General features: G+C 71.7%; 15 protein-coding genes and 1 pseudogene. 6 read left to right on the plus strand and 10 right to left on the minus strand.

Annotated elements, in window-relative coordinates:
- Positions 1-65: 65 nt before the first annotated feature.
- The 5 genes from ACIOC1_RS16070 to ACIOC1_RS16090 all read left to right on the plus strand — a co-directional run bounded on the left by ACIOC1_RS16070 (position 66) and on the right by ACIOC1_RS16090 (position 5,690).
- The gene (locus ACIOC1_RS16070) at positions 66-1,400 is read left to right on the plus strand and encodes an ABC transporter substrate-binding protein (protein ID WP_401719937.1); all 1,335 of its coding nucleotides are present in this window, start codon (positions 66-68) and stop codon (positions 1,398-1,400) included.
- Positions 1,397-2,368, plus strand: coding sequence for a carbohydrate ABC transporter permease (locus tag ACIOC1_RS16075; RefSeq protein ID WP_401719934.1), 972 nt, complete (start codon positions 1,397-1,399; stop codon positions 2,366-2,368). Before ACIOC1_RS16070 ends, ACIOC1_RS16075 begins: the two co-directional genes overlap by 4 nt.
- Positions 2,365-3,201 carry a carbohydrate ABC transporter permease gene (locus ACIOC1_RS16080; RefSeq protein ID WP_401854756.1) on the plus strand — a complete coding sequence of 279 codons (837 nt, stop codon included), beginning with the start codon at positions 2,365-2,367 and terminating at the stop codon, positions 3,199-3,201. The genes ACIOC1_RS16075 and ACIOC1_RS16080 overlap by 4 nt, the downstream gene beginning before the upstream one ends.
- Before the next feature lie 9 nt (positions 3,202-3,210).
- The gene (locus tag ACIOC1_RS16085; protein ID WP_401854758.1) at positions 3,211-3,825 is read left to right on the plus strand and encodes a hypothetical protein; all 615 of its coding nucleotides are present in this window, start codon (positions 3,211-3,213) and stop codon (positions 3,823-3,825) included.
- Between the two features lie 65 nt (positions 3,826-3,890).
- Positions 3,891-5,690, plus strand: a complete 1,800-nt coding sequence (locus tag ACIOC1_RS16090) for a glycoside hydrolase family 2 protein (protein ID WP_401854760.1) — start codon at positions 3,891-3,893, stop codon at positions 5,688-5,690.
- Between the two features lie 89 nt (positions 5,691-5,779).
- Here the strand turns inward: ACIOC1_RS16090 and ACIOC1_RS16095 are convergent, their stop codons facing one another.
- From ACIOC1_RS16095 to ACIOC1_RS16120, 6 genes are all read right to left on the minus strand, one after another.
- Complete coding sequence (locus tag ACIOC1_RS16095) at positions 5,780-8,014, minus strand: TIM-barrel domain-containing protein (RefSeq protein WP_401854762.1); 2,235 nt, start codon at positions 8,012-8,014, stop codon at positions 5,780-5,782.
- Positions 8,011-9,123, minus strand: coding sequence for a glycoside hydrolase family 15 protein (locus ACIOC1_RS16100; RefSeq protein WP_401854765.1), 1,113 nt, complete (start codon positions 9,121-9,123; stop codon positions 8,011-8,013). The genes ACIOC1_RS16095 and ACIOC1_RS16100 overlap by 4 nt, the downstream gene beginning before the upstream one ends.
- A 115-nt stretch (positions 9,124-9,238) precedes the next feature.
- Positions 9,239-10,507: an ABC transporter substrate-binding protein gene (locus ACIOC1_RS16105; RefSeq protein WP_401854767.1), complete on the minus strand. Its 1,269-nt coding sequence runs from the start codon at positions 10,505-10,507 to the stop codon at positions 9,239-9,241.
- Between the two features lie 78 nt (positions 10,508-10,585).
- Positions 10,586-11,503, minus strand: a complete 918-nt coding sequence (locus tag ACIOC1_RS16110) for an ABC transporter permease subunit (RefSeq protein ID WP_391162881.1) — start codon at positions 11,501-11,503, stop codon at positions 10,586-10,588.
- Complete coding sequence (locus tag ACIOC1_RS16115) at positions 11,496-12,452, minus strand: sugar ABC transporter permease (RefSeq protein ID WP_355335531.1); 957 nt, start codon at positions 12,450-12,452, stop codon at positions 11,496-11,498. The genes ACIOC1_RS16110 and ACIOC1_RS16115 overlap by 8 nt, the downstream gene beginning before the upstream one ends.
- Complete coding sequence (locus ACIOC1_RS16120) at positions 12,449-13,717, minus strand: ROK family protein (protein WP_401854771.1); 1,269 nt, start codon at positions 13,715-13,717, stop codon at positions 12,449-12,451. The genes ACIOC1_RS16115 and ACIOC1_RS16120 overlap by 4 nt, the downstream gene beginning before the upstream one ends.
- 312 nt (positions 13,718-14,029) lie before the next feature.
- Between ACIOC1_RS16120 and ACIOC1_RS16125 the strand changes: the two genes are divergently transcribed.
- Entirely contained in the window at positions 14,030-16,966 is a 2,937-nt protein-coding gene (locus ACIOC1_RS16125; protein ID WP_401854773.1) for a BTAD domain-containing putative transcriptional regulator, read from the plus strand.
- A 19-nt stretch (positions 16,967-16,985) separates the two neighbouring features.
- Here the strand turns inward: ACIOC1_RS16125 and ACIOC1_RS16130 are convergent.
- The 4 genes and pseudogenes from ACIOC1_RS16130 to ACIOC1_RS16145 form a co-directional block, all read right to left on the minus strand.
- Positions 16,986-17,420 (minus strand): annotated as a pseudogene (locus ACIOC1_RS16130) (LuxR C-terminal-related transcriptional regulator); the annotation flags it as partial.
- 46 nt (positions 17,421-17,466) lie between these two features.
- Complete coding sequence (locus tag ACIOC1_RS16135) at positions 17,467-18,192, minus strand: hypothetical protein (RefSeq protein WP_401307989.1); 726 nt, start codon at positions 18,190-18,192, stop codon at positions 17,467-17,469.
- Complete coding sequence (locus ACIOC1_RS16140) at positions 18,189-18,917, minus strand: hypothetical protein (protein WP_401854776.1); 729 nt, start codon at positions 18,915-18,917, stop codon at positions 18,189-18,191. Before ACIOC1_RS16140 ends, ACIOC1_RS16135 begins: the two co-directional genes overlap by 4 nt.
- Before the next feature lie 14 nt (positions 18,918-18,931).
- Positions 18,932-20,362, minus strand: a complete 1,431-nt coding sequence (locus ACIOC1_RS16145) for a hypothetical protein (RefSeq protein WP_401854779.1) — start codon at positions 20,360-20,362, stop codon at positions 18,932-18,934.
- Positions 20,363-20,405: the final 43 nt, after the last annotated feature.

Raw genomic sequence — 20,405 nt, forward strand, 5'->3', positions numbered from 1 at the left:
GTGCGGTGGCGGGCGCCTCGTGCCACCGCTCCACCCACCCACCCACCCACCCCGGAAAGGCCACCATGCCCGAGCCCCGAAGCGGCCGGCGTCGGTTCCTCCGCCGCCGAGCGGTCGCCACGGCGGTCGCCGCCGGTTGCAGCACCGTTCTGCTGGCCGCGCTCACCTCCTGCGGCGCCTCCGGCGCCTCGGGCGGTCACCTCACCCTCACCTTCTCCTGGTGGGGCAACGACGAACGCCAGGCCCGTACCGAGAAGGCGGTGCGCCTGTTCGAGAAGGCGCACCCGGACATCAGCGTCCAGATGTCCAACGCCGACTTCGGCTCCTACAAGCAGCGGCTGTCCACCCAGGCCGCGGGCGGCGGGATACCGGACCTGGCGCAGCTCGACTACCGCCAGATCTCCCAGTTCTCCACCGGCGGCGCGCTGCTCCCCCTGGACCGGTACGTCAAGGACGGCACCCTCGACACCGCCGAGATGGACACGTCCTTGGTGCGCACCGGCTACCTGGCGGGAAAGCAGTACGCGCTGCCGATGGGCCGCGGGATCACCGGTTACGTCTACGACGCCGACGTCTTCGACACCGCCGGTGTCCCGGCGCCGCAGCCCTCGTGGACCTGGCAGGACTGGGCCGACGCCAGTGCGAGGATCGCCGGGCTGAAGCTGAAGTCCCCCGACGGGCGGACCGTGGCGGGCGGCAACGACGGCGGGAGCAACGAGGACGTCTTCGAGGACTGGTTGCGCAGCCACGGCAAGCAGCTCTACGCGAGCCCCACCGAGCTCGGCTACACCGAGAAGGACCTCGCCGACTTCTGGACCTTCTTCCACGAACTCCAGAAGGCGGGGGCGGTGGTCTCGGCCAAGGACAGCGCGCAGGCCGACGCGACGGGCATCAGCGCCTTCAGCCGCGGTCTGGACGCCATGGACTACTCCTGGGACGCGACCTTCACCGGCTTCACCAGCCCGACCGGGCACGCGATGCGCTTCGCGCCGGTGCCCACCATCGACGGCAAGGCGGGGTCGTACTTCAAGCCGACGATGCTGATCGGCATCGGCGCCCACTCGAAACACCCGCAGGAAGCGGCCCAGTTGATGAACTTCCTCCTCAACGACCCGCAGGCGGGCGACATCCTGGGCGTCACCCGCTCCCAGCCGCCCAATCGGAAGATCGCCGCCGAGGTGAACAGCAAGCTGACAGGACCGGAGTTGAAGGTCTGGCAGTTCGACGAGGTGATGCAGAAGTACGGCGTGCGGCCGCCGCCGTCCGCACCTCCCAAAGGTGACGTCGCGATCCAGAGCGCCTTCGTCCGCGAGTACCAGCGGGTGGAGTTCGGCCTGGCGTCGCCCGCGAAGGCGGCCCATGAGCTGGTCGTCCAGGCGAAGCAGGAGTTGGAGTCATGAGCGTCGCGCGGATCGAGGCGGCCGAGGCCGCCGGGCGGGCCGAGGACACGCCGGGACCGGACCGGCGCACCCGCCGCGGCCGGGAGGCGCGCTGGCCCGCGTATGTGTTCCTCACCCCGTGGATGATCGGCGCGGTCGCGGTGACCCTGGTGCCGATGGCGGTCTCCCTCTATCTCTCCTTCACCAGTTACGACATGCTCTCCACCCCGCACTGGGTGGGCCTGCGCAACTACTCGGAGATGCTGACCGCCGACCCGCGGTTCTGGCGATCGGTCCTGACCACCCTGAAGTACGTGGTGATCGCCGTCCCGCTCAAGCTGGCCCTCGCGCTGGGCGCCGCGATGCTGCTCAAGCGGCTCAGCAGCCGGGGCCGGGGCTTCTACCGGTCGGCGTTCTACGCCCCGTCCCTGCTCGGCGCGAGCATGTCGATCGCGCTGGTGTTCCGGGCGCTGTTCAACGACGGCGGCACGATCGACAACGTCCTCGGCACCCTCGGCATCCACATCGGCGGCTGGGTCGGCAATCCGCATCTGGCGACCTACGTCGTGGTGCTGCTGACGGTCTGGCAGTTCGGCGCCCCCATGGTCATCTTCCTGGCCGGTCTCCAGCAGATCTCGCCGGAGCTGTACGAGGCGGCGGCGCTCGACGGGGCGGGCGCCTGGCGGCAGTTCGTGTCCGTCACGGTGCCGATGCTCTCGCCGGTGGTCTTCTTCAACCTGGTGCTCGAAGTGATCCAGTCCTTCCAGGTCTTCACGCCCGCCTTCGTCGTCAGCGGCGGCAACGGCGGACCGGCCGACTCGACGCTCTTCTACACGCTCTATCTGTACGAGCGCGGCTTCACCGCCTCGCACATGGGCTACGCCTCGGCCATGGCCTGGCTGATGCTGCTCGCCATCGCGGCCGTCACCGCGGTGCTGTTCAAGACCTCCCGGTCCTGGGTGTTCTACGCGGACGAGGCGGAACGATGAATCTGACCCTGCGCCGCCGGCTGCCCCACACGGTCGCCCTGATCGCGCTGCTCGCCCTGGTCTACCCGCTGCTCTGGCTGCTGGTGACGTCCGTCAAGCCCGCCGACGAGGTGGTGACCAGCGTCGATCTGTGGCCCCGGCACTTCGAGTGGAGCAACTACACCACCGCGCTCGACGGCGTCTCGGGCGTCTCGGTGACCCGGCTGCTCGGCAACAGCATGCTGATCGGCCTCGGTTCGGTGATCGGCACGGTGACGTCCTGCTCGCTGGCCGCGTACGCCTTCGCGCGGCTGCGGTTCCGGATGCGCGGCCCGATGTTCGCCTTCACCGTGGCCACGCTGATGCTGCCGCAGCACGTGGTGCTGATCCCGCAGTACATCATCTTCAACAAGCTCGGCATGATGAACACCTACTGGCCGCTCATCCTGCCCAAATTCCTCGCGGTGGACGCGTTCTTCGTCTTCCTCATCGTGCAGTTCATGCGCAATCTGCCCAGGGACCTGGAGGAAGCGGCCAGGATCGACGGCTGCGGCCCGTTCCGCTCGTTCTTCCACATCGTCCTGCCGCTGAGCCGGCCCGCGCTGATCACCACCGCGATCTTCTCGTTCATCTGGTCCTGGAACGACTTCTTCGCCCAGATGATCTACCTGCTCTCGCCGGAGAAGGCCACTATCACGCTGGCGCTGCGGAGCTTCGTCGACCAGTCGAGCACCTCCGCCTACGGGCCCATGTTCGCCATGTCGGTGATCTCCGTGCTGCCCATCGTGCTGTTCTTCCTCGTGTTCCAGCGCTATTTGGTGCAGGGCATGGCCACCTCGGGACTGAAGAGCTGAGGAGGACCGATGAGTCACCCACCCGTCGTTTCCCGCCGGGCCCACCGCGAGCCGGGCGAGGTGTTCGGCTCCGGCTTCACCCTCTTCGCCGACATGCTGCTGGTGGGCGTGGTCACCGCCGTGGCCTGCCTGCCGATGGTCACCGCCCCGGCGGCGCTCTCCGCCGCCTGCGCCGTATTCCGCCGGACCGCGGCGAACGGCGTGCAGGTCCGGCTCGGCGACCTGGCGGCCGAGGTGCGAGCCCGGCTGACCCTGCCCGCGCTGCTCAAGGGCCTGGTGCCGCCCGCGTTCGCCGTGCTGTTCCTGCTCGACGAGGAACTGCTGCGCTCCGGGCTGCCCGGCGCGGCCCTCATGGCGCCGGTCCTGATGCTGCTCGCCCTCGGCGCGGCGGCCGTCGGCCTGCGCGCGGTCGCCCTGGACGGACCGCACCGGCTCTCGGGCCGGGAGGCCCTGGCACGTTCCCTGGCCGACCCGCGCGGCACCGCCCTGCTGGCCGGAGCCGTCGTCCTGGCGGCGCTGCTGCTGTGGGCCATGCCCGTCCTCCTGCCGCTGCTGCCCGGCCCGTTGGCGTTCGCCGCGACCGCCGTGGACCTGCGGCGCCCCGCCGACCCGTACGACCGCTGACCGGCGCACCCGCCCGCCGCCCGCGTCCCGCCATCCGTCAAGACTCACCTCCGGAGCACTCCCCCATGCCCCACACACACCTCGACGCGGCCGGTCACCCCCGGCCGCAACTGGTCCGCGACCCCGACTGGCACGACCTGTGCGGCCCCTGGCTCTTCGCCCACGACGACGCCGACACCGGGCGCGCCGAGCGCTGGATGGACCCGGCGGTCACCGAGCCCTTCACCACGACGATCACCGTCCCGTACCCGCCCGAGTCCAAGGCGTCCGGCGTCCACGACACCGGCCACCACCCGGTGGTCTGGTACCGCCGCTCCCTCGATCTGCGCCGGCCCGCCTCCGGCCGCCTGCTGCTGCACTTCGGCGCGGTGGACTACCGCGCCGAGGTGTGGCTGGACGGGCGGCCGGCAGGGCGGCACGAGGGCGGGCACACCGGGTTCACCTGCGACCTGACGGACGTTCTCGACGGCGACGGCGAGCATGTGCTCGTGGTCCGCGCGGAGGACCAGCCGCTGGACGCGGCGCAGCCACGGGGCAAGCAGGACTGGCGGCGCGACCCGCACGTCATCTGGTACGAGCGCACCACCGGGATCTGGCAGCCGGTGTGGCTCGAAGAGGTCCCCGAGGAGCACGTCACCGTCCTGCACTGGCTGCCCGACGTCGCCCACGCCCGGGTCGGCTGCCGGGTCCGCCTCAGCCGCTGGCCGCGCGGCCCGCGCGACCTCACGGTCCGCCTCACCGTCGGCGAGCGGGTGCTGGCCGAGCAGCGGATCCGGACCGAGGGCCAGGAGACCGCCTTCGACATCTCCGTCCCCGCGCTGCGGCACGGTCAGGACCTCGACGACCTGCTGTGGCGCCCGGAGAAGCCGCACCTGGTGGACGCCGCCGTGACGGTCACCGACCCCGCCGACGGGACCCGCCTCGACCAGGTCTCCTCCTACCTGGGCCTGCGCGACCTCGGCTGGGACGACGGCGTCTTTTTGCTCAACCACCGGCCGTACTTCCTGCGCATGGCGCTCCAGCAGGGCTACTGGCCCGAGTCCCACCTCGCCGCGCCCGGGGAGGCGCTGCGCCGGGACGTGGAACTCGCCAAGGAACTGGGGCTCAACGGGCTGCGGATCCACCAGAAGATCGAGGATCCGCGGTTCCTGTACTGGGCCGACCGGCTCGGCCTGCTGCTCTGGGAGGAGATGCCGTCGGCCTACGTGTTCGGCGCGCCGACCGTGGAGCGGGTGGCGCACGAGTGGACCGAGGCGATCCGCCGGGACCTCAGCCATCCCGCGATCGTCGCCTGGGTTCCGGTCAACGAGTCCTGGTCGGTGCCGAATCCGGCGCTGGTGCCGGAGCAGCGGCACTTCATGGACGCGCTGTACCACCTGACGAAGGCGCTCGACCCGACCCGGCCCGCCGTCTCCAACGACGGCTGGGAGCTGTCGGCGGCCGACATCTGGGGCGTCCACGACTACACCCAGCACGCCTCGGTCCTGGCCGACCGCTACGGCCACGCGGCCCTGCGCCAGGGCGCGTTCACCGAGCGGTGGCCCGCGGGCAAACGGCTCACCCTGGAGGGCGTACGCCACCAGGGCCAGCCGGTGGTGCTGAGCGAATTCGGCGGCGCCACCTTCGAACCGGCCGACGGCGAGAACTGGTTCGGGTACGACACGGTGGCCACCGAGGAGGACTTCACCGCGCGCCTCGACGCCCTGGTGACCGCCGCCGTCGACTCCGGCCTGGCCGGCTTCTGCTACACCCAGTTGACCGACACCCTCCAGGAGACCAACGGCCTGCTCACGGCGGACCGCGAGCCGAAGGTGCCGACGGAGACGGTGCGCGCGATCGTGGGACGGCCGCGGACGCTCGGATGAGACGGAGGGCGCCGCCCTGACGCCTGCCCGGACGCCGCTCGGCCGGAGCCGGGTCAGGCGTCGGGTGCGCCACCGTTCTGCGGCGTCGGTCAGCCGCCGGTCGTGAAGACCGGTTCCAGATCGGCCCACCGGTCGGCGGTCGCGTACACGGGGATGAGGTCCAGCGGCGCGGCCCGTTCGACGACCCGGCCGCCGGTGTGGGTCCGCCCGGTCCAGACGTCGACCCAGTCGCCGTGCGGCAGATAGACCTCACGGCCGGTGGCGCCCGGCTCGGTGACCGGGGCGACCAGGAGCGCGGAGCCGAGCCGGAACTGGTCGGGGAAGTCCCAGATGCGCCGGTCCCGGGGATCGTCGAAGAACAGCCCGCGCATCAGCGGCTTCCCCTGTACCAGACCGGTGCGGGTCTCCTGCGCCAGGTACGGCACCAGCCGCTCGCGCAGGTGGGTGTACGTCCGGGAGATCTCCAGCACGCGCGGGTCGCCGGAGCGGTCCGCGATGTTCCACGGCGTACGGTCGCGCAGCGGCAGCCGGTGGTGGTTGTACTCCGAGTGGTACTGCATGATCGGCATGAAGCAGGACGCCGCGAGGGCCCTGACGTACAGCTCGGCGTCCGGGACGTCCCCGGAGAACCCGGCGATGTCCCAGCCCCAGTAGACGATGCCGCAGGCCGAGGCGGTGATGCCGGCGGTGAGGGAGTGCCGGTAGGCGTCCCAGGTGGAGTCCTCGTCGCCCGCCCAGAAGACGCCCGCGTTCTGCGAGCCGGTGAACCCGGCACGGCTGAAGGTGACCGGCGCCTTGCCGCACTCCCGCAGCAACTCGCCGTACGCGCGCGGGTATTCGACGGTGAACAGATTGTTGGTCAGCGCGCCCGTCGTGCCGTCGTCGTACCGCAGGTCGTCGCCCCAGGCGTGTTCGCCGCCGTCGGTCTTGAAGCCGTCGACGCCGACCTCCTCCACCAGATAGCGGCGCTTGGCGAGCCACCACTGGCGTGCCTTGGGGTGGGTCAGGTCCGGCATCAGCGCCTGGGGGAACCACCAGCCGCGGTTGCGGTAGGGTCGCGTGCCGCCCTCCTCCATGACGGTGTACCCGTGCTCGATCATCGCGCGGGCGTCGGCGGCGGCCTGGCCGCGCGGCGCCGGGCGCGTCTTCATCAGCGGGATCTGCCAGAGCAGCACCTTGATGTCGCGGCTGTGCAGCTCGTCGACCATGCCCTTGGGGTCGGGCCAGGCGCCGTCCGGCGGGAAGGTGAAGTCGGCCAGGCGGTGCGGAGCGCCGTCCTCCGTGACCGGGTACCGCGCGTCCCGGAAGGCGGTGAAGGTCGCCTCGTCGCTCCACGCCTCGATGACCAGCGCTCCGACCGGGATGTCCTCGTCGCGGTGGCGGTCCATCTCGGCCATCACCCTTTGCTGGGTGTTCCATTCGTTGCCGCTGGCCCACAGGCGGAAGACCCAGTCGGGCAGTTCCTCGGGGCGTCCGGCCTCGTCGAGGAAGGCGGACAGCAACTCGTGGGGCGCGCCGCCGAAGCAGACCGTCTCGACCGCGCCGTCCGGCGGGGTCTGCGCCTCGATCCACAGCAGGTCCGGGTCGCTCGCCGCGATGTCGTACCAGGTGCGTCGCGAAGTGCGGACGTGGAAGGCCCAGTTGTCCGCGCCGTCCCCGCCGAGCACCATCGCGAACGGCATGGGCAGGTACGTACGGGTGGTGAAGCCCTGCCCCTTGTACTGCTCGAAGACCTGGGCGTCCAGGGTGTGTCCGCGTTGGTCGACGGCGTTGTAGCGCTCGCCGAAGCCGACCACATGCGCGTCGGGCGCCAGCCGCAGCGCGAAGCGGACCCGCAGCACCGCGCCGTCGGCGGCCACAAGCCTGGAGGCGGACCCCTCGACCAGGCGGCCGGTGTCCGCGGTGACCCGCAGCAGCGCGGCCCCCTCGCGCCACACCGCGGGGGCGACGGTGTGCCAGGACGTGGCACGGGTGCGGCCGTCGCGGTGCCTGGCCACGAAGCGGTAGCGGGCGGCCGTGCCCTCGGCGAGCGGGGCGGGGCGGACGACCCAGCGGGTACGGTCGCCGCGCCCGCTCGCGGCCGCCGCGAGGTGACTGTCCGAGTCTCCGCCGTTGTCACCGGCCGGGTCGGTGCCGCCTTCGACGGCGGCGGTCAGCGCGGTGACGCCGTCACCGGCGTCCCACTCGCACACCACGGCCTCGACATCGGCTCCGGTGGAGGCGCGTACCTCGAACGGCTCACCCGCCGACGGGATCACGGGCACGCGCTGGTCGTCGGTCGGCTCGTAGGGGTGGCCCGAGCCGTGCGGACGGTGGCGGATCATACGGAGACTCCGAGTTCATGGGCGAGGATGAGGTACATGGCGTGGGACCAGAGCAGCGGGGTGGCGTTCGGCCCCCACCGCTCCTCCCACTCCGCGAGGTGTTCCGGCGCCAGCAGGCGTACGCCCGGGGCCTGTTCCGGCAGCAGTCCGTCGGCGGTGGACCGCGAGGCGATCCACTCCAGCTCGCGCAGGGCGTCGCCGGTACGGCCGACGCGTGCGTAGTGCCACCCGAGCAGCCCGGCGAGCACGGGCCACTGGCCGCCGCCGTAGAAGACGTCCTGGAGGTAGCGGTGCACGCCGCCTTCGGGCTCCACCAGGTCGCGCTCGATCGCGGCGAGCGTCGCGCGCGCGACCGGTCCCGCCGGGTCCACGGAGCCGAACGGGGTCAGGCAGGCCAGCAGGCTCGCGTCCACCGCCGCCCCGCCCAGCCACTTCGCCAGGCCGCCGCCGTACAGGCCCTGTCCGCGGACGAGGGTGTCGATCCGGGTGACCGTGGGTCCGCAGCGCCCCGCCGTGTCGAGCCCTGCCGCGCCGACTGCCGCGAGGCCGCCGCGGATGGCGCCGAGCGTGGCCCCGTGCCGGTGCTCCTTGGACTCCTCCCACCAGTCGTAGCAGGGCAGGTCCCAGGTCGCGGCGAGGTAGCCGACGGTGAGGCGGATCGCCTCGCGGTAGGGGGCGGGGTCGCCGCCGTGCCGGCGCAGGTGCTCGGTGAGCGCCCACAGCCAGGTGCCGTAGCCGTCGGTCTGGAAATCCCACCAGCCGACGTCCCCGGTGTCCGCGCCGTCCAGGGTGTACCGGGTGGGCAGCAGATCGGCCTCGGCGGGCTGTCCTCCCGCCGCCCGTACGGCGATGATCCGCTCGATACGGGAGGCGCGGTCCGTGATCACCTTGGCGCACCACCGGTGGAAGGCGTCGGCGGAACCGGTCGCGCCGTACCGTGAGGCGGCCTCCGCGACGAACGAGCCGTCGCGGAACCAGGAGTAGCGGTAGACCTCGTAGCCGGGGCAGGCCGGGTACGCCCCGGAGGCCGCCTGGTGGGCGGTGATCACCTCCAGGCTGCGGCGGGCGAGGCGCGCGTGGCCGGGTGACTGCGTCGTGGAGGTGGACAAGGCTGGTGTCTCCTAAGCGGGCGATACGGGTGTCGCCGGGTGTGGCGGAGGGGTGCGGGGAGCGGGGGTTCGGGCGCCCGCGTGAGTGTCAGGTCTCCCGCGGGCGCCCGAAGTCTCACTTCAGCAGGCCGGTGACCTGCGCGGCCGCCTGCGACAGCGCCTTGGCGACGTCCGTCCGGCCGGCGGCGGCGTTGGTGAGGGCGTTGTTGATGATGTCCTGCATCTGCTGCTGCTTGGCGATGACGGGCGAGGCGGCCTGGTTCTTCAGGGAGTCGAAGACGGCCTGGCGGTTGGCCGGCTTGCCCGCGGTGAGGTATCCGGCGACCTTGCCGGTGTCGGACAGCGGCGGGAGCTCCCAGGAGGAGTCGACGCGGGTCTTCGCGGTGATGTCGGACGTGGTCAGGTAGTTCAGCCACTTGAAGGCCGCGCCGGAGTGCGCGGTGGCCTTGGAGACGGCGACGGAGTTCTGGAAGACCGCGCTGGCCTTGTGGGCGTCACCGGGTTCGACGGCCACGTCCCAGCCGAAGGGGACGTCCTTCAGGGCGCTGAACTGCCAGTTGCCGTTGTGCCACATGGCGAGCTTGCCGGCCTTGAAGAGGTTGGTGTCGAAGTCGGGGGTGCTCGCGCTCTTCGCGGCGTCGGGCATCGTCCGGTTGTTCTTGCCGATCAGCCATCTCGCGGCGGCGACGCCCTGTGGGCTGTCGAAGGTCGCTCTCGCGCCGTCGGCGGAGAAGAAGGAGCCGCCCGCCTGGTCGAGGGCCTTGGTGAACTCGTTGAAGCTGATGGGCTGGTAGTCGCCCCATACGCCCTTGGCGCGGTCGGTGAGCTTGAGCGCGGCGGCCTGCTCGTCCTTCCAGGTCCACTCCGCGGTGGGGACGGGGACGCCGGCCTTGGCGAAGAGGTCCTTGTTGTAGATGAGGACCACGGTGGAGAAGGACTCCGGCAGCGCGTACTGCTTGCCCTTGTACTGTGCCGCTTCGAGGTTGGCCGGGGCGTACGCCGACGCCTTGTAGGCCGGTTCCTCGGCGGCGGGGTCCGTCAGGTCGAGCAGGGCGCCGGAGGAGGCGTAGGTGACCAGGCTCTGCTGGTCGAGTTCGAAGGTGTCGGGCGCGGTGCCGCCGGCGATCGAGGTCTGGAGCGTCGTGGCGTAGTTGGCGTAGGGGACGGCCTGGACCTGGATCTTGATGGTGGGGTTCTGCTTCTCGAACGCGGCGACGATCGTGTCGAGGTCCTTGGTGTGGTCGGGGGCGGAGGAGAACGTCATGTAGCGGACGGTGGTCACGCCGTTGTCCGAGGTCGTTCTGGTGGCGGAGCCCTGGGAGCAGGCGCTGGTCAGGGCCAGTGCCGCGAGACCGGTGGCGAGGGTGATGTGGCGGGTGCGCATGGCGGATTCCTCGGGGTGGTGGCGAGTGGGAGGGTGTTCGGGAGGTGCGCCGGGGGGCGGGGCCGCTCGGGCGGCCGGCTACTTCAGGCCCGACTGGGCGACGCTCTGGACCACGTGTTTCTGGGCGAAGAGGTAGATGGCCATGATCGGGAGGGTGCTGAGGACCGATCCGGCCATCACCACGTTCCACTGGGTGCCGAACTGGCCCTGGAGGTCGGCCAGTGCCAGCGGGAGGGTCTTGAACTCCGGCGAGCGGATGATGACCAGCGGCCACAGGAGGCTGTTCCAGCTGGCCATGAAGGCGAAGACGGAGAAGGTCGCGAGCGACGGGCGTACCAGCGGCAGCACCACAGAGCCGAAGATCCGCAGGTGGCCCGCGCCGTCCAGCCGGGCCGCCTCGTCCAGTTCGCGGGGTACGGCGTCCATGGCCTGGCGCAGCAGGAAGACTCCGAAGCCCGAGGCGAGGGTCGGGGCGAGCAGGGCGAAGTAGGTGTCGACCAGATTCAGGGCCTTCATCTCCGCGAAGAGCGGGACGATCAGGACCTGGAGCGGGATCATCATGGTGGCGAGGTAGAGGGCGAAGACCAGGCCCCTGCCGCGGAAGCGCAGCCGGGAGAAGGCGTACGCGGCCATGGAGCTGGTGATCAGCTGCACGACCGTCGAGACCAGGGCCAGGCAGAGGCTGTTGACGGCGACCCGGGTGAAGGGCATCGCGCGGAAGAGGCTGCGGTAGCCGTCCGCGCTGACGGTGTCGGGTATCAGGGAGGGGGCGGAGATCCCGCTGCCGTGCGGTTGCAGCGAGGTGATCAGCACCCACAGGAACGGGAAGAGCATTCCGGCCGCCCCGAGGACGACCAGGGCGGTGACGCCGGCGGCCCGCAGCCGTCGGCGGGTGCTCGTGCGCGGGCCCCGGTCCGCGGTACGGGACGGCGGGACGCGAGGGAGGTCCGCCGCGGGCGCGGGCTGTCGGGCGGGGGTCGTGGTCAGTTCAGGCATGGGTCACCCACCGCCGCTGGACTCGGGTCATGACCGCGGTGACGGCCATCATCACGGCGAAGAGCAGCCAGGACAGCGCCGAGCCGCCGCCGACCTGCCCGTACCGGAAGGACAGGTCGTAGACCTCCTCGACGACGGTGCGCGAGGACCCGGCGGGGCCGCCGCCGGTCATCACGAAGACCTGGTCGAACACCTGGAAGCCGTTGATCAGGGAGATGAGGACGACGAAGTAGGTGGAGGGCGAGAGCAGCGGAAGCGTGATGCGCCGGAACCGCTGCCAGGCGTTCGCTCCGTCGATGGTGGCCGCTTCGTACAGCTCCCGCGGGATCGCCTGGAGCCCTGCCAGCAGGATGACCATGACGAAGCCGAGGTCCTTCCACGCCGAGGCGAGGATCACCGAAGGCAGCGCCCAGGTCGGTGAGGCCCACCAGTCGGGGGTGGGCAGGCCCACGCCGCCCAGGACCCGGTTGAGCAGTCCCCCGTCGGGGCTGAGGATCCACTTCCAGGTCAGCGAGACCATCACCCAACTGGTGATGACCGGCAGGAAGTAGACCGACCGCAGGACGCCGCGGCCCCGCATGCGGCGGTTGAGGGCGAGCGCCAGGACCAGGCCGCCCACGTACACCAGCGGGAGGTAGCCGGCGATGAAGTACACGGTGTGCAGGAAAGCGACCCGGGTGTCGCCGTCGCCCAGCAGGTGGCGGTAGTTGGCGAATCCGACCCAGCGCATCGGGGAGATCAGGTCCCAGGAGTGGAGGCTGATCCACAGCGAGGAGACCATCGGCGCGAAGGTGAACAGCAGCAGCGGGACGGCGCTCGGTGCCAGGAAGAAAAGCACCGCGCCGCGGTTGCGCCACTTCCGCCGTCGGGCGGCGGCGGCCGCCGGGACGGACGCCGGGGCGGACACCGGTCCCCGGCCAGGGCGTACGGATAGGGGGCCGATGGTCATCTGGCGCTCCGTTCGACCGCCGCGCCGCCGAGGCCGTGGATCCGTCGGCGCGGATCGACGCTGCCGACGCCGCCGTCCAGGGACGCGGCGAGCACCAGGGCGGCGGCGCCCTGCGCCCAGATGGTGTCCGTGTACGGCTCGACGGTGATCGCCAGTTCCCGGGCGCGGCGGGGTGCGTGGCGTTCGAACGCCTCCCGGACGCCCGGTTCCCACCAGGGCCAGGAGCGGGTCCCCTCCCCCATGACCACGATCTCCTGCGGGTCCAGGAGCGTGGCGAGTCCCGCCAGTTGGCGGCCCAGGAGCTGTCCGGCCTCGCGCAGGATGCGACGCGCCATCGCCGTACGGTCATCGGCGCCGCCCGAGTCGTTGGCGCCGCCCGAGCCGTTGGCGCCGCCCGAGCCGTTCGCGAGGTCCGCGAGGTCGGCGGGCGTGGCGCCCTCGCCGAGGACGCCGGCCGAGTGTGCCGTACGGAGCAGGACGTCATCGCTGATCAGGGCTTCCAGGCAGCCGCGATTCCCGCAGGTGCACGGCGGCCCGTCCGGATCGACCGGGACGTGGCCGAAGTCTCCGGCGCCCCCGTGGGCGCCCCGGTAGACATGGCCGCCCGCGACGACGGCCAGGCCGATGCCGCGGCCGATGGTGACCACCAGGAAGTCGTTGAGACTGCGTCCCCGCCCGTACAGGCGCTCACCGCTGCCCAGGGCGTTGACGTCGTTCTCCACCAGGACGGCGAGCCCCAAGGAGGCGCCGAGCATGGTGCCGAGCGGCACGTTCTCCCAGTTCAGCATCGCCGCGTCCACGACCCCGCTGTCCGGGCGGTCGACGGTGCCGGGCACGCCCACTCCTATCCCCAGCAGCGGGGGCACCCCCTGCGCGGACTCGGTGAACGGACGCAGGAGTTCGGCGATCGCGGGCACCGCCTCCAGCGCCGTGGCGTCGAAGGGGACCGTCATGGTCTCGGTGACCCGTCCGTCCAGCCGCATGTCGACCAGCGCGACGTGGTCGACGGCCACCTTGACGCCCAGCGCCCGGCCGGCGCTGCCGACCAGACCGATCAGCCGACCGCGACGGCCGCCCCGGGAGGGCTCCTGCCGGTCGAGCTCTTCGATCACTCCTTGCGTCAGCAGCCGCCGCGTCACCTGGGTCAGCGTCGCCGGACTCATCCCGAGGTCCCGCGCGAGCGCGGCCCGCGACATCGGCCCTGCCCTGCCCAGCAGTGCCAGCACGGCGGTGCTGGTGAGATCCTCGCCCGACGACCCGTTCATTCGCACTCTTTCTTTACTGGATAAATAAACTGCCTGAACGTTAGAGCGGGCTCACGGCCACGTCAACCCCCGGTTTCCATGACGTTTCGGCCACCGCCGGGCGCGCGTCCGCCGCGGCCCGCGCACCGGCGCGCCCGGTGGGACGCCTGGGGCGTCAGTGCTGCCGGAGTGCGGGCTGTCGGACGGTGTTGGCGCGGCCTATAGTGCGGTTGCGACGATGCGACGCGGAGGAAACCACGACGTGAATCGCAGTCGTGGAACCGCGCGCGCGTGCCGTGCGGGGCCGGGGCACCGCCTCCTGGGAGTTCCGTGATGGACAACGGTCGTCTGAGGGTTGAGACGCTCGGGCCGCTGCGCGCGTACGCGGCGGGACGGGAACTCGCTCTCGGCCCGCCGAAGCAGCGCGCGGTCTTCGCCGTCCTCGCGCTGAGCGGGAACGCGGTCGTCTCGCGCGACCGTCTGATCGACGGGGTGTGGGGCGAGTCGCCCCCGACCACGGCCGTCGGCAGCCTGCACACCTACGTGTCCGGTCTGCGCCGGGCGCTGGACGGTCTCGGTGAGCCGCTGACGAGTTCGGCGGCGGGTTACTCGCTGCTGCTCGACCCCGACGGCCTCGACGTCACGGTGGCCGGGCGGCTGGCGGCGCGGGCCAGGTCCCTGGCCGCCGGGCGGGAACCGGCCGCCGCGGTCACCGTCTTCGAGGAGGCGCTGGCCCTGTGGCGCTCGGGCACGGCGCTCGGCGGTCTGCCGGGACCGTTCGGCGCGGAGCACCGCGCCTGGGCGGCCGACCTTCGGTTACGGCTGGTGGTGGAGCACGCCGAACTGCTTCTGGAACTGGCCCAACCCGCCGCCGCGGCCGACCGGTTGGCGCTCCACGTGGCCGACCATCCCTACGACGAGCGGCTGCGCGCCCTGCTGATCACGGCCCTGAGCCGCAGCGGCAGGACCGCCGACGCGCTCGCCCGCTATCACGATCTGCGCAAGCTCCTCGCCGAGGATCTGGGCATCGACCCGTCGGCCGAACTGCGGGCGCTGTACGCGTCGTTGCTGGCCGACGGCGCCGGTGCGGACACCGCGCCCGCCGCCCCCGCTCCCGCCGCGGCCCCGGTGCGCCCCGCGCAACTGCCGCGCGAGGTCGCCGACTTCATCGGCCGGGAGGACGCGGTGCGCCGGGTGCTGGACGCGGCGCGGGACGCCGCGCCCGACGGCGGGGGCGAGGCCGCGCCGCCGCGGATCGTGATGGTCGTCGGGGTCGGGGGCGTGGGCAAGACGGCGCTGGCGGTGCGGTGCGCCCACCTGCTGGCCGACGCGTACCCGGACGGCCAGTTGTATGTGAACCTGCGCGGCTTCGACCCCAAGCGCCCGGCCCGCTCCCCCGCCGACGCCCTGCACCACCTGCTCGCCTCCTCGCACGCGGGGACGGTCCCGACCGACCAGGAGGAGCGGGTCGCGCTGTGGCGCAGCATCGTCCGGGACAAGCGCATGCTCATCGTGCTGGACAACGCCGAGTCGGCCGACCAGGTCGAGGACCTGCTGCCGGGCGACGGCCCGTCCTTCGTCGTCGTGACCAGCCGCAACCGGCTCAGCGGCCTCGCGGTGCGGTACTCGGCGCACCGCGAGACGCTCTCCCCGCTCACCGCCGACGAGTCGCTGAGCATGCTGCGCACCTCGATCGGGGACGCGCGGGTCGGCGCCGAACTGCCCGCGGCCCGGCGGCTGGCCGAGCTGTGCGACCGCCTGCCGCTGGCCCTGCGGATCGCCTCGGAGCAGGTGACCTCCGGGTCGTCCCAGGTGCGGATCGCCGACCTGGCGGCCGAGTTGGAGGACGTGCGGTACCGGCTCGACGCGCTCCAGATCCCGGACGACGAGCTGTACTCGGTGCGCGGCGTGCTCTCCTGGTCCTACGCCCGGCTGGACGCGCGGGCGGCGCACGCCTTCCGCACGCTGGGGCTGTTCCCCGGGGTGAGCATCCGCGCGGAGGCGGCCACCGCGCTGCTGGACGTCCCGGCGCCGGTGGCCGCCGCCGCGCTGCGCAATCTCGCCGCGCAGCACCTGATGGAGACCACCGGCAACGGCTACTGGATGCACGACCTGACCCGTATCTACGCCGAGGAGGTCTCCGGCGACGGCGAGAGCGCCGAGTCCCGCAAGGGGGCGCTGCGCAGGGTGCTGCACTGGTATGTGCGGACCCTCACGCAGGACTACAAGTCCAACGCGGTCAAACTCCCCTTCACCCTCGACCCGGTGGCCCCGCACGCGCCGCTGCGCTTCGCCGACCAGAAGGAGTTGGTGACCTGGTGCGTGCAGGAGTGGGACAACATCTCCCCGCTCCTGCGCACCGCGCAGCGCATCGGCTGCCACGACGAGGCGTGGCAGTTGGCCTATCTGCTCTTCGACTACTTCTACGCGGCCGGGCAGACCAAGGACTGGGTCGAGGTGCTGCGGCTCGGGGTGCGCAGCACCGAGATGGTCGAGGACCGGCGGGCCCAGGCGGTGCTGCTCAACCATCTGGGCGTGGCCTACTCCCGGTTGGGGGACAACGAGGCCGCGGTGCACGAACAGCGGCGCGGTCTGCGGCTGTTGGAGGATCTGGGCGACGACGTCCTGCGCACCAGCCTGCTGGGGAATCTGGCCTCCACGCTCCGTGAGGCCAAGGAGTACCGGGCCGCGCTGTCCTACGCCAGTCAGGCCCTGGACCTGGCGCGCCACAGCGGCCACGAGTACTACGAGGCGGGCTGCCTGGACGTGCTGTGCGAACTCCACGCCGAGCTGGGCGAGTTCGAGGACTCGCTCTGGTACGGCACCTTCGGCCTCGCGGTGTCACGGCGCTGCGGGAACGTCCTGCTGGAGGCCAACATCCTGATCAATCTGGGCGGCGCCGAGTACGGGCTCGCCCACGACGAGAAGGCGCTGCGGTACTTCCAGGAGGCGTTGACGCTGTGCGAGTCGAGCGGCGACCACTACCACGAGGCGCTGACGCTGTTCGGTCTCGCCAAGGTGAAGCGGGCCAGGGCGGAACCGGACTCCGCCCGCGCCCTCGCGGACCGGGCGCTGTCGCGCCTGAGGGAGCTGGGCGCGGAGGAGGTCGGCGACGTCACGGAGTTCCTGCGCGCTCTGGACGCGGGACCGCAGGAAGCTCCGGCCGAGCAGCCAGGACCGCGCGCCGGTCGGTACCGTCCCACGGTCCGCGCTGTCCCCGCTGCCAGATCAGCACCGCCTCGACCCGGCTCTCGGCACCCAGCGACCTGAAGATCCGGTTGATGTGGTTCTTCACGGTCTTCTCGCTCACGTGCAGGCGCGCGGCGATCTCGGCGTTGCGCGCGCCTCGGGAGACCAGGGCCATCACTTCGTGCTGACGGCGGGACAGGGCCGGGGCCGTGTCCTCGGGGGCGGTGTCCTCGGGGGCCGCGGGCGCGTGCGGCCGTACCTCCAGGGCCGGTTGCCCCGCGGGCGGCAGGCTCTCCACCGCGACCGCGCTCAGCCGGTACTCCGCGCACAGCCGGCGCGGGTCCTGTTCGGCCCGCGGGACCGCGGGCGCGGCGGCGGGGGCGACGGCGACCTCGACGTAGGGCATCCGCAGGAATTCCACGTCGAGGTTCTTACGGGCGAAGACCTGGCGGATCTGGGCGAGGATGTCCGGGCTCACGATGGCGATCCGCACCCGGGTCGGGCTGATCGGCGCGGAAGTGGCGACGACTGTCATACGACCAGCGTGGCCGGGGCCGCTTCATACTTTCTTCGCGTTCGGTTCACGCGCCGGAGGCGTCGGCCGACGGCTCGCTCCGCGCGGAGGCCGACGAGCCGGTCGGCTGCTGATCCGGTGCGGGCCGGTCCATCTCGGCCAGTTGGGCCAGCACCTCGTCCTGGGTGGGGACGTCGACGCGGTTCGCCCAGCGCAGAGTCGTGACGATCATGTCGAAGAGCAGCACGACGGCCTGTACGGGTTCCGCGTCGATGTCGCCGTCGGTCAGCACGGTGAAGGTCAGCAGCCCCCAGGTGCCGGGCGCGTCGGGGTTCGAGACGTAGTACGAGACCCGCCAGGACGGCGCCTTGCGGCCGACCCGGCTGCTGTCCACCACCGAGGCGACCCGTACCGCCGGGGCTCCGCCGATCTCCAGATAGGTGCCGTCGGCCCCGGCGTCGGCGAGGAGGGAGGCCAGCAGCTTCTCCGGGTCCTCGGTCTCGTCCTGGCTCTCCAGGACCGTCACCAGCATCGATCCGGGCAGCCGGACGCCGCTGAACTCCTGGAGCGGGAGCAGCACCGAGCGGGCGTTCTGCCGCGCGGCCTCCTCCGTCGCCTCCGTCAGCTCCCTGCGCAGCATCCGCCGCCACGGGCCCGCCGAGTCGCGCGGCAGCGAGTCCGGCACATGGTGGCGGATCACCGCGTCGACGGTCCTGCGGCGCAGCGCGGTCGTGTCGGGCGTGGTCGGAATCTGCACCCAGCCGTCGGGCAGGACGAGTTCGAAGTCGATCACCGCTGGCTCCCCTCGGTGGTGGTGGCGAACCCGAGCCTGGCCGGGCCCCCGTCGGCCGGAGGCGCGCAGTCGTGGGCGATCTGCTGCATCAACTGCTCGACGCCCGCGCTGATCAGCGCCATCAGCCCCATCTCGAAGACGACCGTGGTCAGTACGACGTCGGAGCTGACGCTCGCGGCGCCGCCGACCGGCGGCACGTCCAGGCGCATCGCGGCTTCGGCGCGTCCGAACGCCGCGCCCTCCGGGGTCCGTCCGAGGGCGAAGACCTGCACTCCGTCACCGATCGGGGTCGTCACGTAGTCGATCGTCGGCTGTCGTGCGTCGCCGTCGCGGCCGGAGGCGCCGACGACCTCCATCAGGTAGTTGGGGTCCTCCTCCCGGGGGCGGCGGAATTCCACCACCACCGGGACCGGCGCCCAGCGCGCGCTGCCCTGCACGAACGCCGCGCCCCAGGCGAGCCGGGACCACGCGGGCAGTTGGCCCGCCCGGTGCAGCAGCCATGCGGCGGCGCCCTGCCCCACCATGTCGGACGTGAAGGGGAATTCGACGCCCGCCTCGGCGGGCCAGGCCAGCCGCGCCGCGTCCAGGCCCCCGGACGTCCAGTCGGCGAAGAGCGCCACGATGTGCGCGGTCCAGGCCGCGTACTCCTCGTCGTCCGGCCGGATGTCGGGCACCCATTCCCAGTGCCAGGGCAGTCCGTCCGGCGCGGCCAGGTCGTCGCTCATGTCGTCTCCCCTGGTCATGAGGCGGCCACACCGGGCGGGTTGACCGCGGGAATCCAGCCGACCAGGCGTCCGCCGGTGTAGATCAGACCGCCCATGCCGAAGGCGCCGTTGAGGCCGCCCCAGACGTACCAGAGCGGGGAGATCTTGCCGCCGATGGCCGCCATGACGGCCGACAGGTCGCGGAAGCCGCTCAGACCGCCGATGACGCCCGCCCAGTCCTTGGCGAAGTTCAGCGGATCGGTGAACAGCTTTCCCCACATCGCGCCGGCGCCCTTGAACTGCAGTCCCGCCGACTCCCAGAAGCCCAGTTCGGGGGTGATGGCCCCGAATTTGCCCAACAGCCAGTTGGTGGCGGGGTTGTTGAACCAGTCCGACATGTTCGTCCAGCCGGTGGCCGGGTTGATCGGCATGACGAAGTCGCCGGGCACGGTGTTCACCCCGCCGATCACGCTCGGCCCGGTGCGGGTGCCCGCGCCCGCCGCGGGCCCCATCGGGGTCAGCTCGATCGGCGCACCGGGGCCCCAGTGCAGTTGCGGGGGGTTGGTCGTCACCGGGCGGGGCCGGCCGGCCAGCTGGCCGAGCGTCTTGGCCGCGTTGGCCAGGCCCTTGGCGGCCAGCGAGGCGATGGCGCCGATGCCCGCGAGGCCGAGACCGACCGCCCCGAGGATCACGTCGACCAGGCTGCCCTTGCCGTGCGCGTACAGCACGATGTTGGCGACCAGGGTGATCGCGCCTGCCACCACTCCCGCGATGATCAGCGCGTTCACACCGGGGATGAGGATCGCGAGGACTCCGAGGATCATGCCGATGATGGCGAAGATCTGGCTGATCTTGGCCATGACGGCGTCGAGCTTGTCCTTCCAGGAGTCGGTCAGGCCGTCGTCGTACTTCTTGCAGTTGACCGCGTCGCCGAAGCGCTTGCCCGCGACGTTCAGCGCGTCCATCGCGTTGGTCAGCCGCGTCTTGGCCGCCGCCAGCTTCCCGTCCGCGTCGGCGGTCGCCTTGTCCTTGTCGGAGCCCTTCTGCTGCTCCTCGGGGGTGGTGGTGCCGTCCGACTGCTTCTGCGGGTCGGGCATGGCGTGCGCCTTGGTCTGGTCGTTCTTGGCCTCTTCGGCGTCGGTGCGCGCGGCGGCCGTCTCGTTCAGCCCCTGTTCGAGGTCGGGCTCGTACTTCTTGATCTCCGCGGCGACGTCGTGGTAGCGCACCGCGGCCTTGGTGAGGCTGTCCTTGACGCTGGTCGCCTCGGACCTCAGGCCCTCCACGTACTGGCCCGCCAGGCTGTCGCTGTCGGTGTCGACGATCCGCTGGAGCTTGGTGATCGCGTCGTCGATGGTGTCGGCGATGTGCTGGTAGCGCGTCTGCGCGCCGCTCACCACGTCGAGGTCGGTGTGGATCGGGTCCGAGTGCCGGTCCAGTGGCGACCAGTCGAGGTTTCTGATGGACATGCGGTTCTCCTTGTGACGCTCGTCAGCCGTCCTGGCGCTCAGC

Source organism: Streptomyces sp. NPDC088197 (assembly GCF_044741185.1).
Lineage (GTDB): Bacteria > Actinomycetota > Actinomycetes > Streptomycetales > Streptomycetaceae > Actinacidiphila.

What these genes read in the sequence shown, in the direction of transcription:
- ACIOC1_RS16095 (WP_401854762.1), bottom strand. Translation starts at nt 8,014, where the DNA reads ATGATCCGCCACCGTCCGCACGGCTCGGGCCACCCCTACGAGCCGACC.
- ACIOC1_RS16080 (WP_401854756.1), top strand. Translation starts at nt 2,365, where the DNA reads ATGAATCTGACCCTGCGCCGCCGGCTGCCCCACACGGTCGCCCTGATC.
- ACIOC1_RS16085 (WP_401854758.1), top strand. Translation starts at nt 3,211, where the DNA reads ATGAGTCACCCACCCGTCGTTTCCCGCCGGGCCCACCGCGAGCCGGGC.
- ACIOC1_RS16115 (WP_355335531.1), bottom strand. Translation starts at nt 12,452, where the DNA reads ATGACCATCGGCCCCCTATCCGTACGCCCTGGCCGGGGACCGGTGTCC.
- ACIOC1_RS16125 (WP_401854773.1), top strand. Translation starts at nt 14,030, where the DNA reads ATGGACAACGGTCGTCTGAGGGTTGAGACGCTCGGGCCGCTGCGCGCG.
- ACIOC1_RS16070 (WP_401719937.1), top strand. Translation starts at nt 66, where the DNA reads ATGCCCGAGCCCCGAAGCGGCCGGCGTCGGTTCCTCCGCCGCCGAGCG.
- ACIOC1_RS16145 (WP_401854779.1), bottom strand. Translation starts at nt 20,362, where the DNA reads ATGTCCATCAGAAACCTCGACTGGTCGCCACTGGACCGGCACTCGGAC.
- ACIOC1_RS16075 (WP_401719934.1), top strand. Translation starts at nt 1,397, where the DNA reads ATGAGCGTCGCGCGGATCGAGGCGGCCGAGGCCGCCGGGCGGGCCGAG.
- ACIOC1_RS16110 (WP_391162881.1), bottom strand. Translation starts at nt 11,503, where the DNA reads ATGCCTGAACTGACCACGACCCCCGCCCGACAGCCCGCGCCCGCGGCG.
- ACIOC1_RS16120 (WP_401854771.1), bottom strand. Translation starts at nt 13,717, where the DNA reads ATGAACGGGTCGTCGGGCGAGGATCTCACCAGCACCGCCGTGCTGGCA.
- ACIOC1_RS16140 (WP_401854776.1), bottom strand. Translation starts at nt 18,917, where the DNA reads ATGAGCGACGACCTGGCCGCGCCGGACGGACTGCCCTGGCACTGGGAA.
- ACIOC1_RS16105 (WP_401854767.1), bottom strand. Translation starts at nt 10,507, where the DNA reads ATGCGCACCCGCCACATCACCCTCGCCACCGGTCTCGCGGCACTGGCC.
- ACIOC1_RS16090 (WP_401854760.1), top strand. Translation starts at nt 3,891, where the DNA reads ATGCCCCACACACACCTCGACGCGGCCGGTCACCCCCGGCCGCAACTG.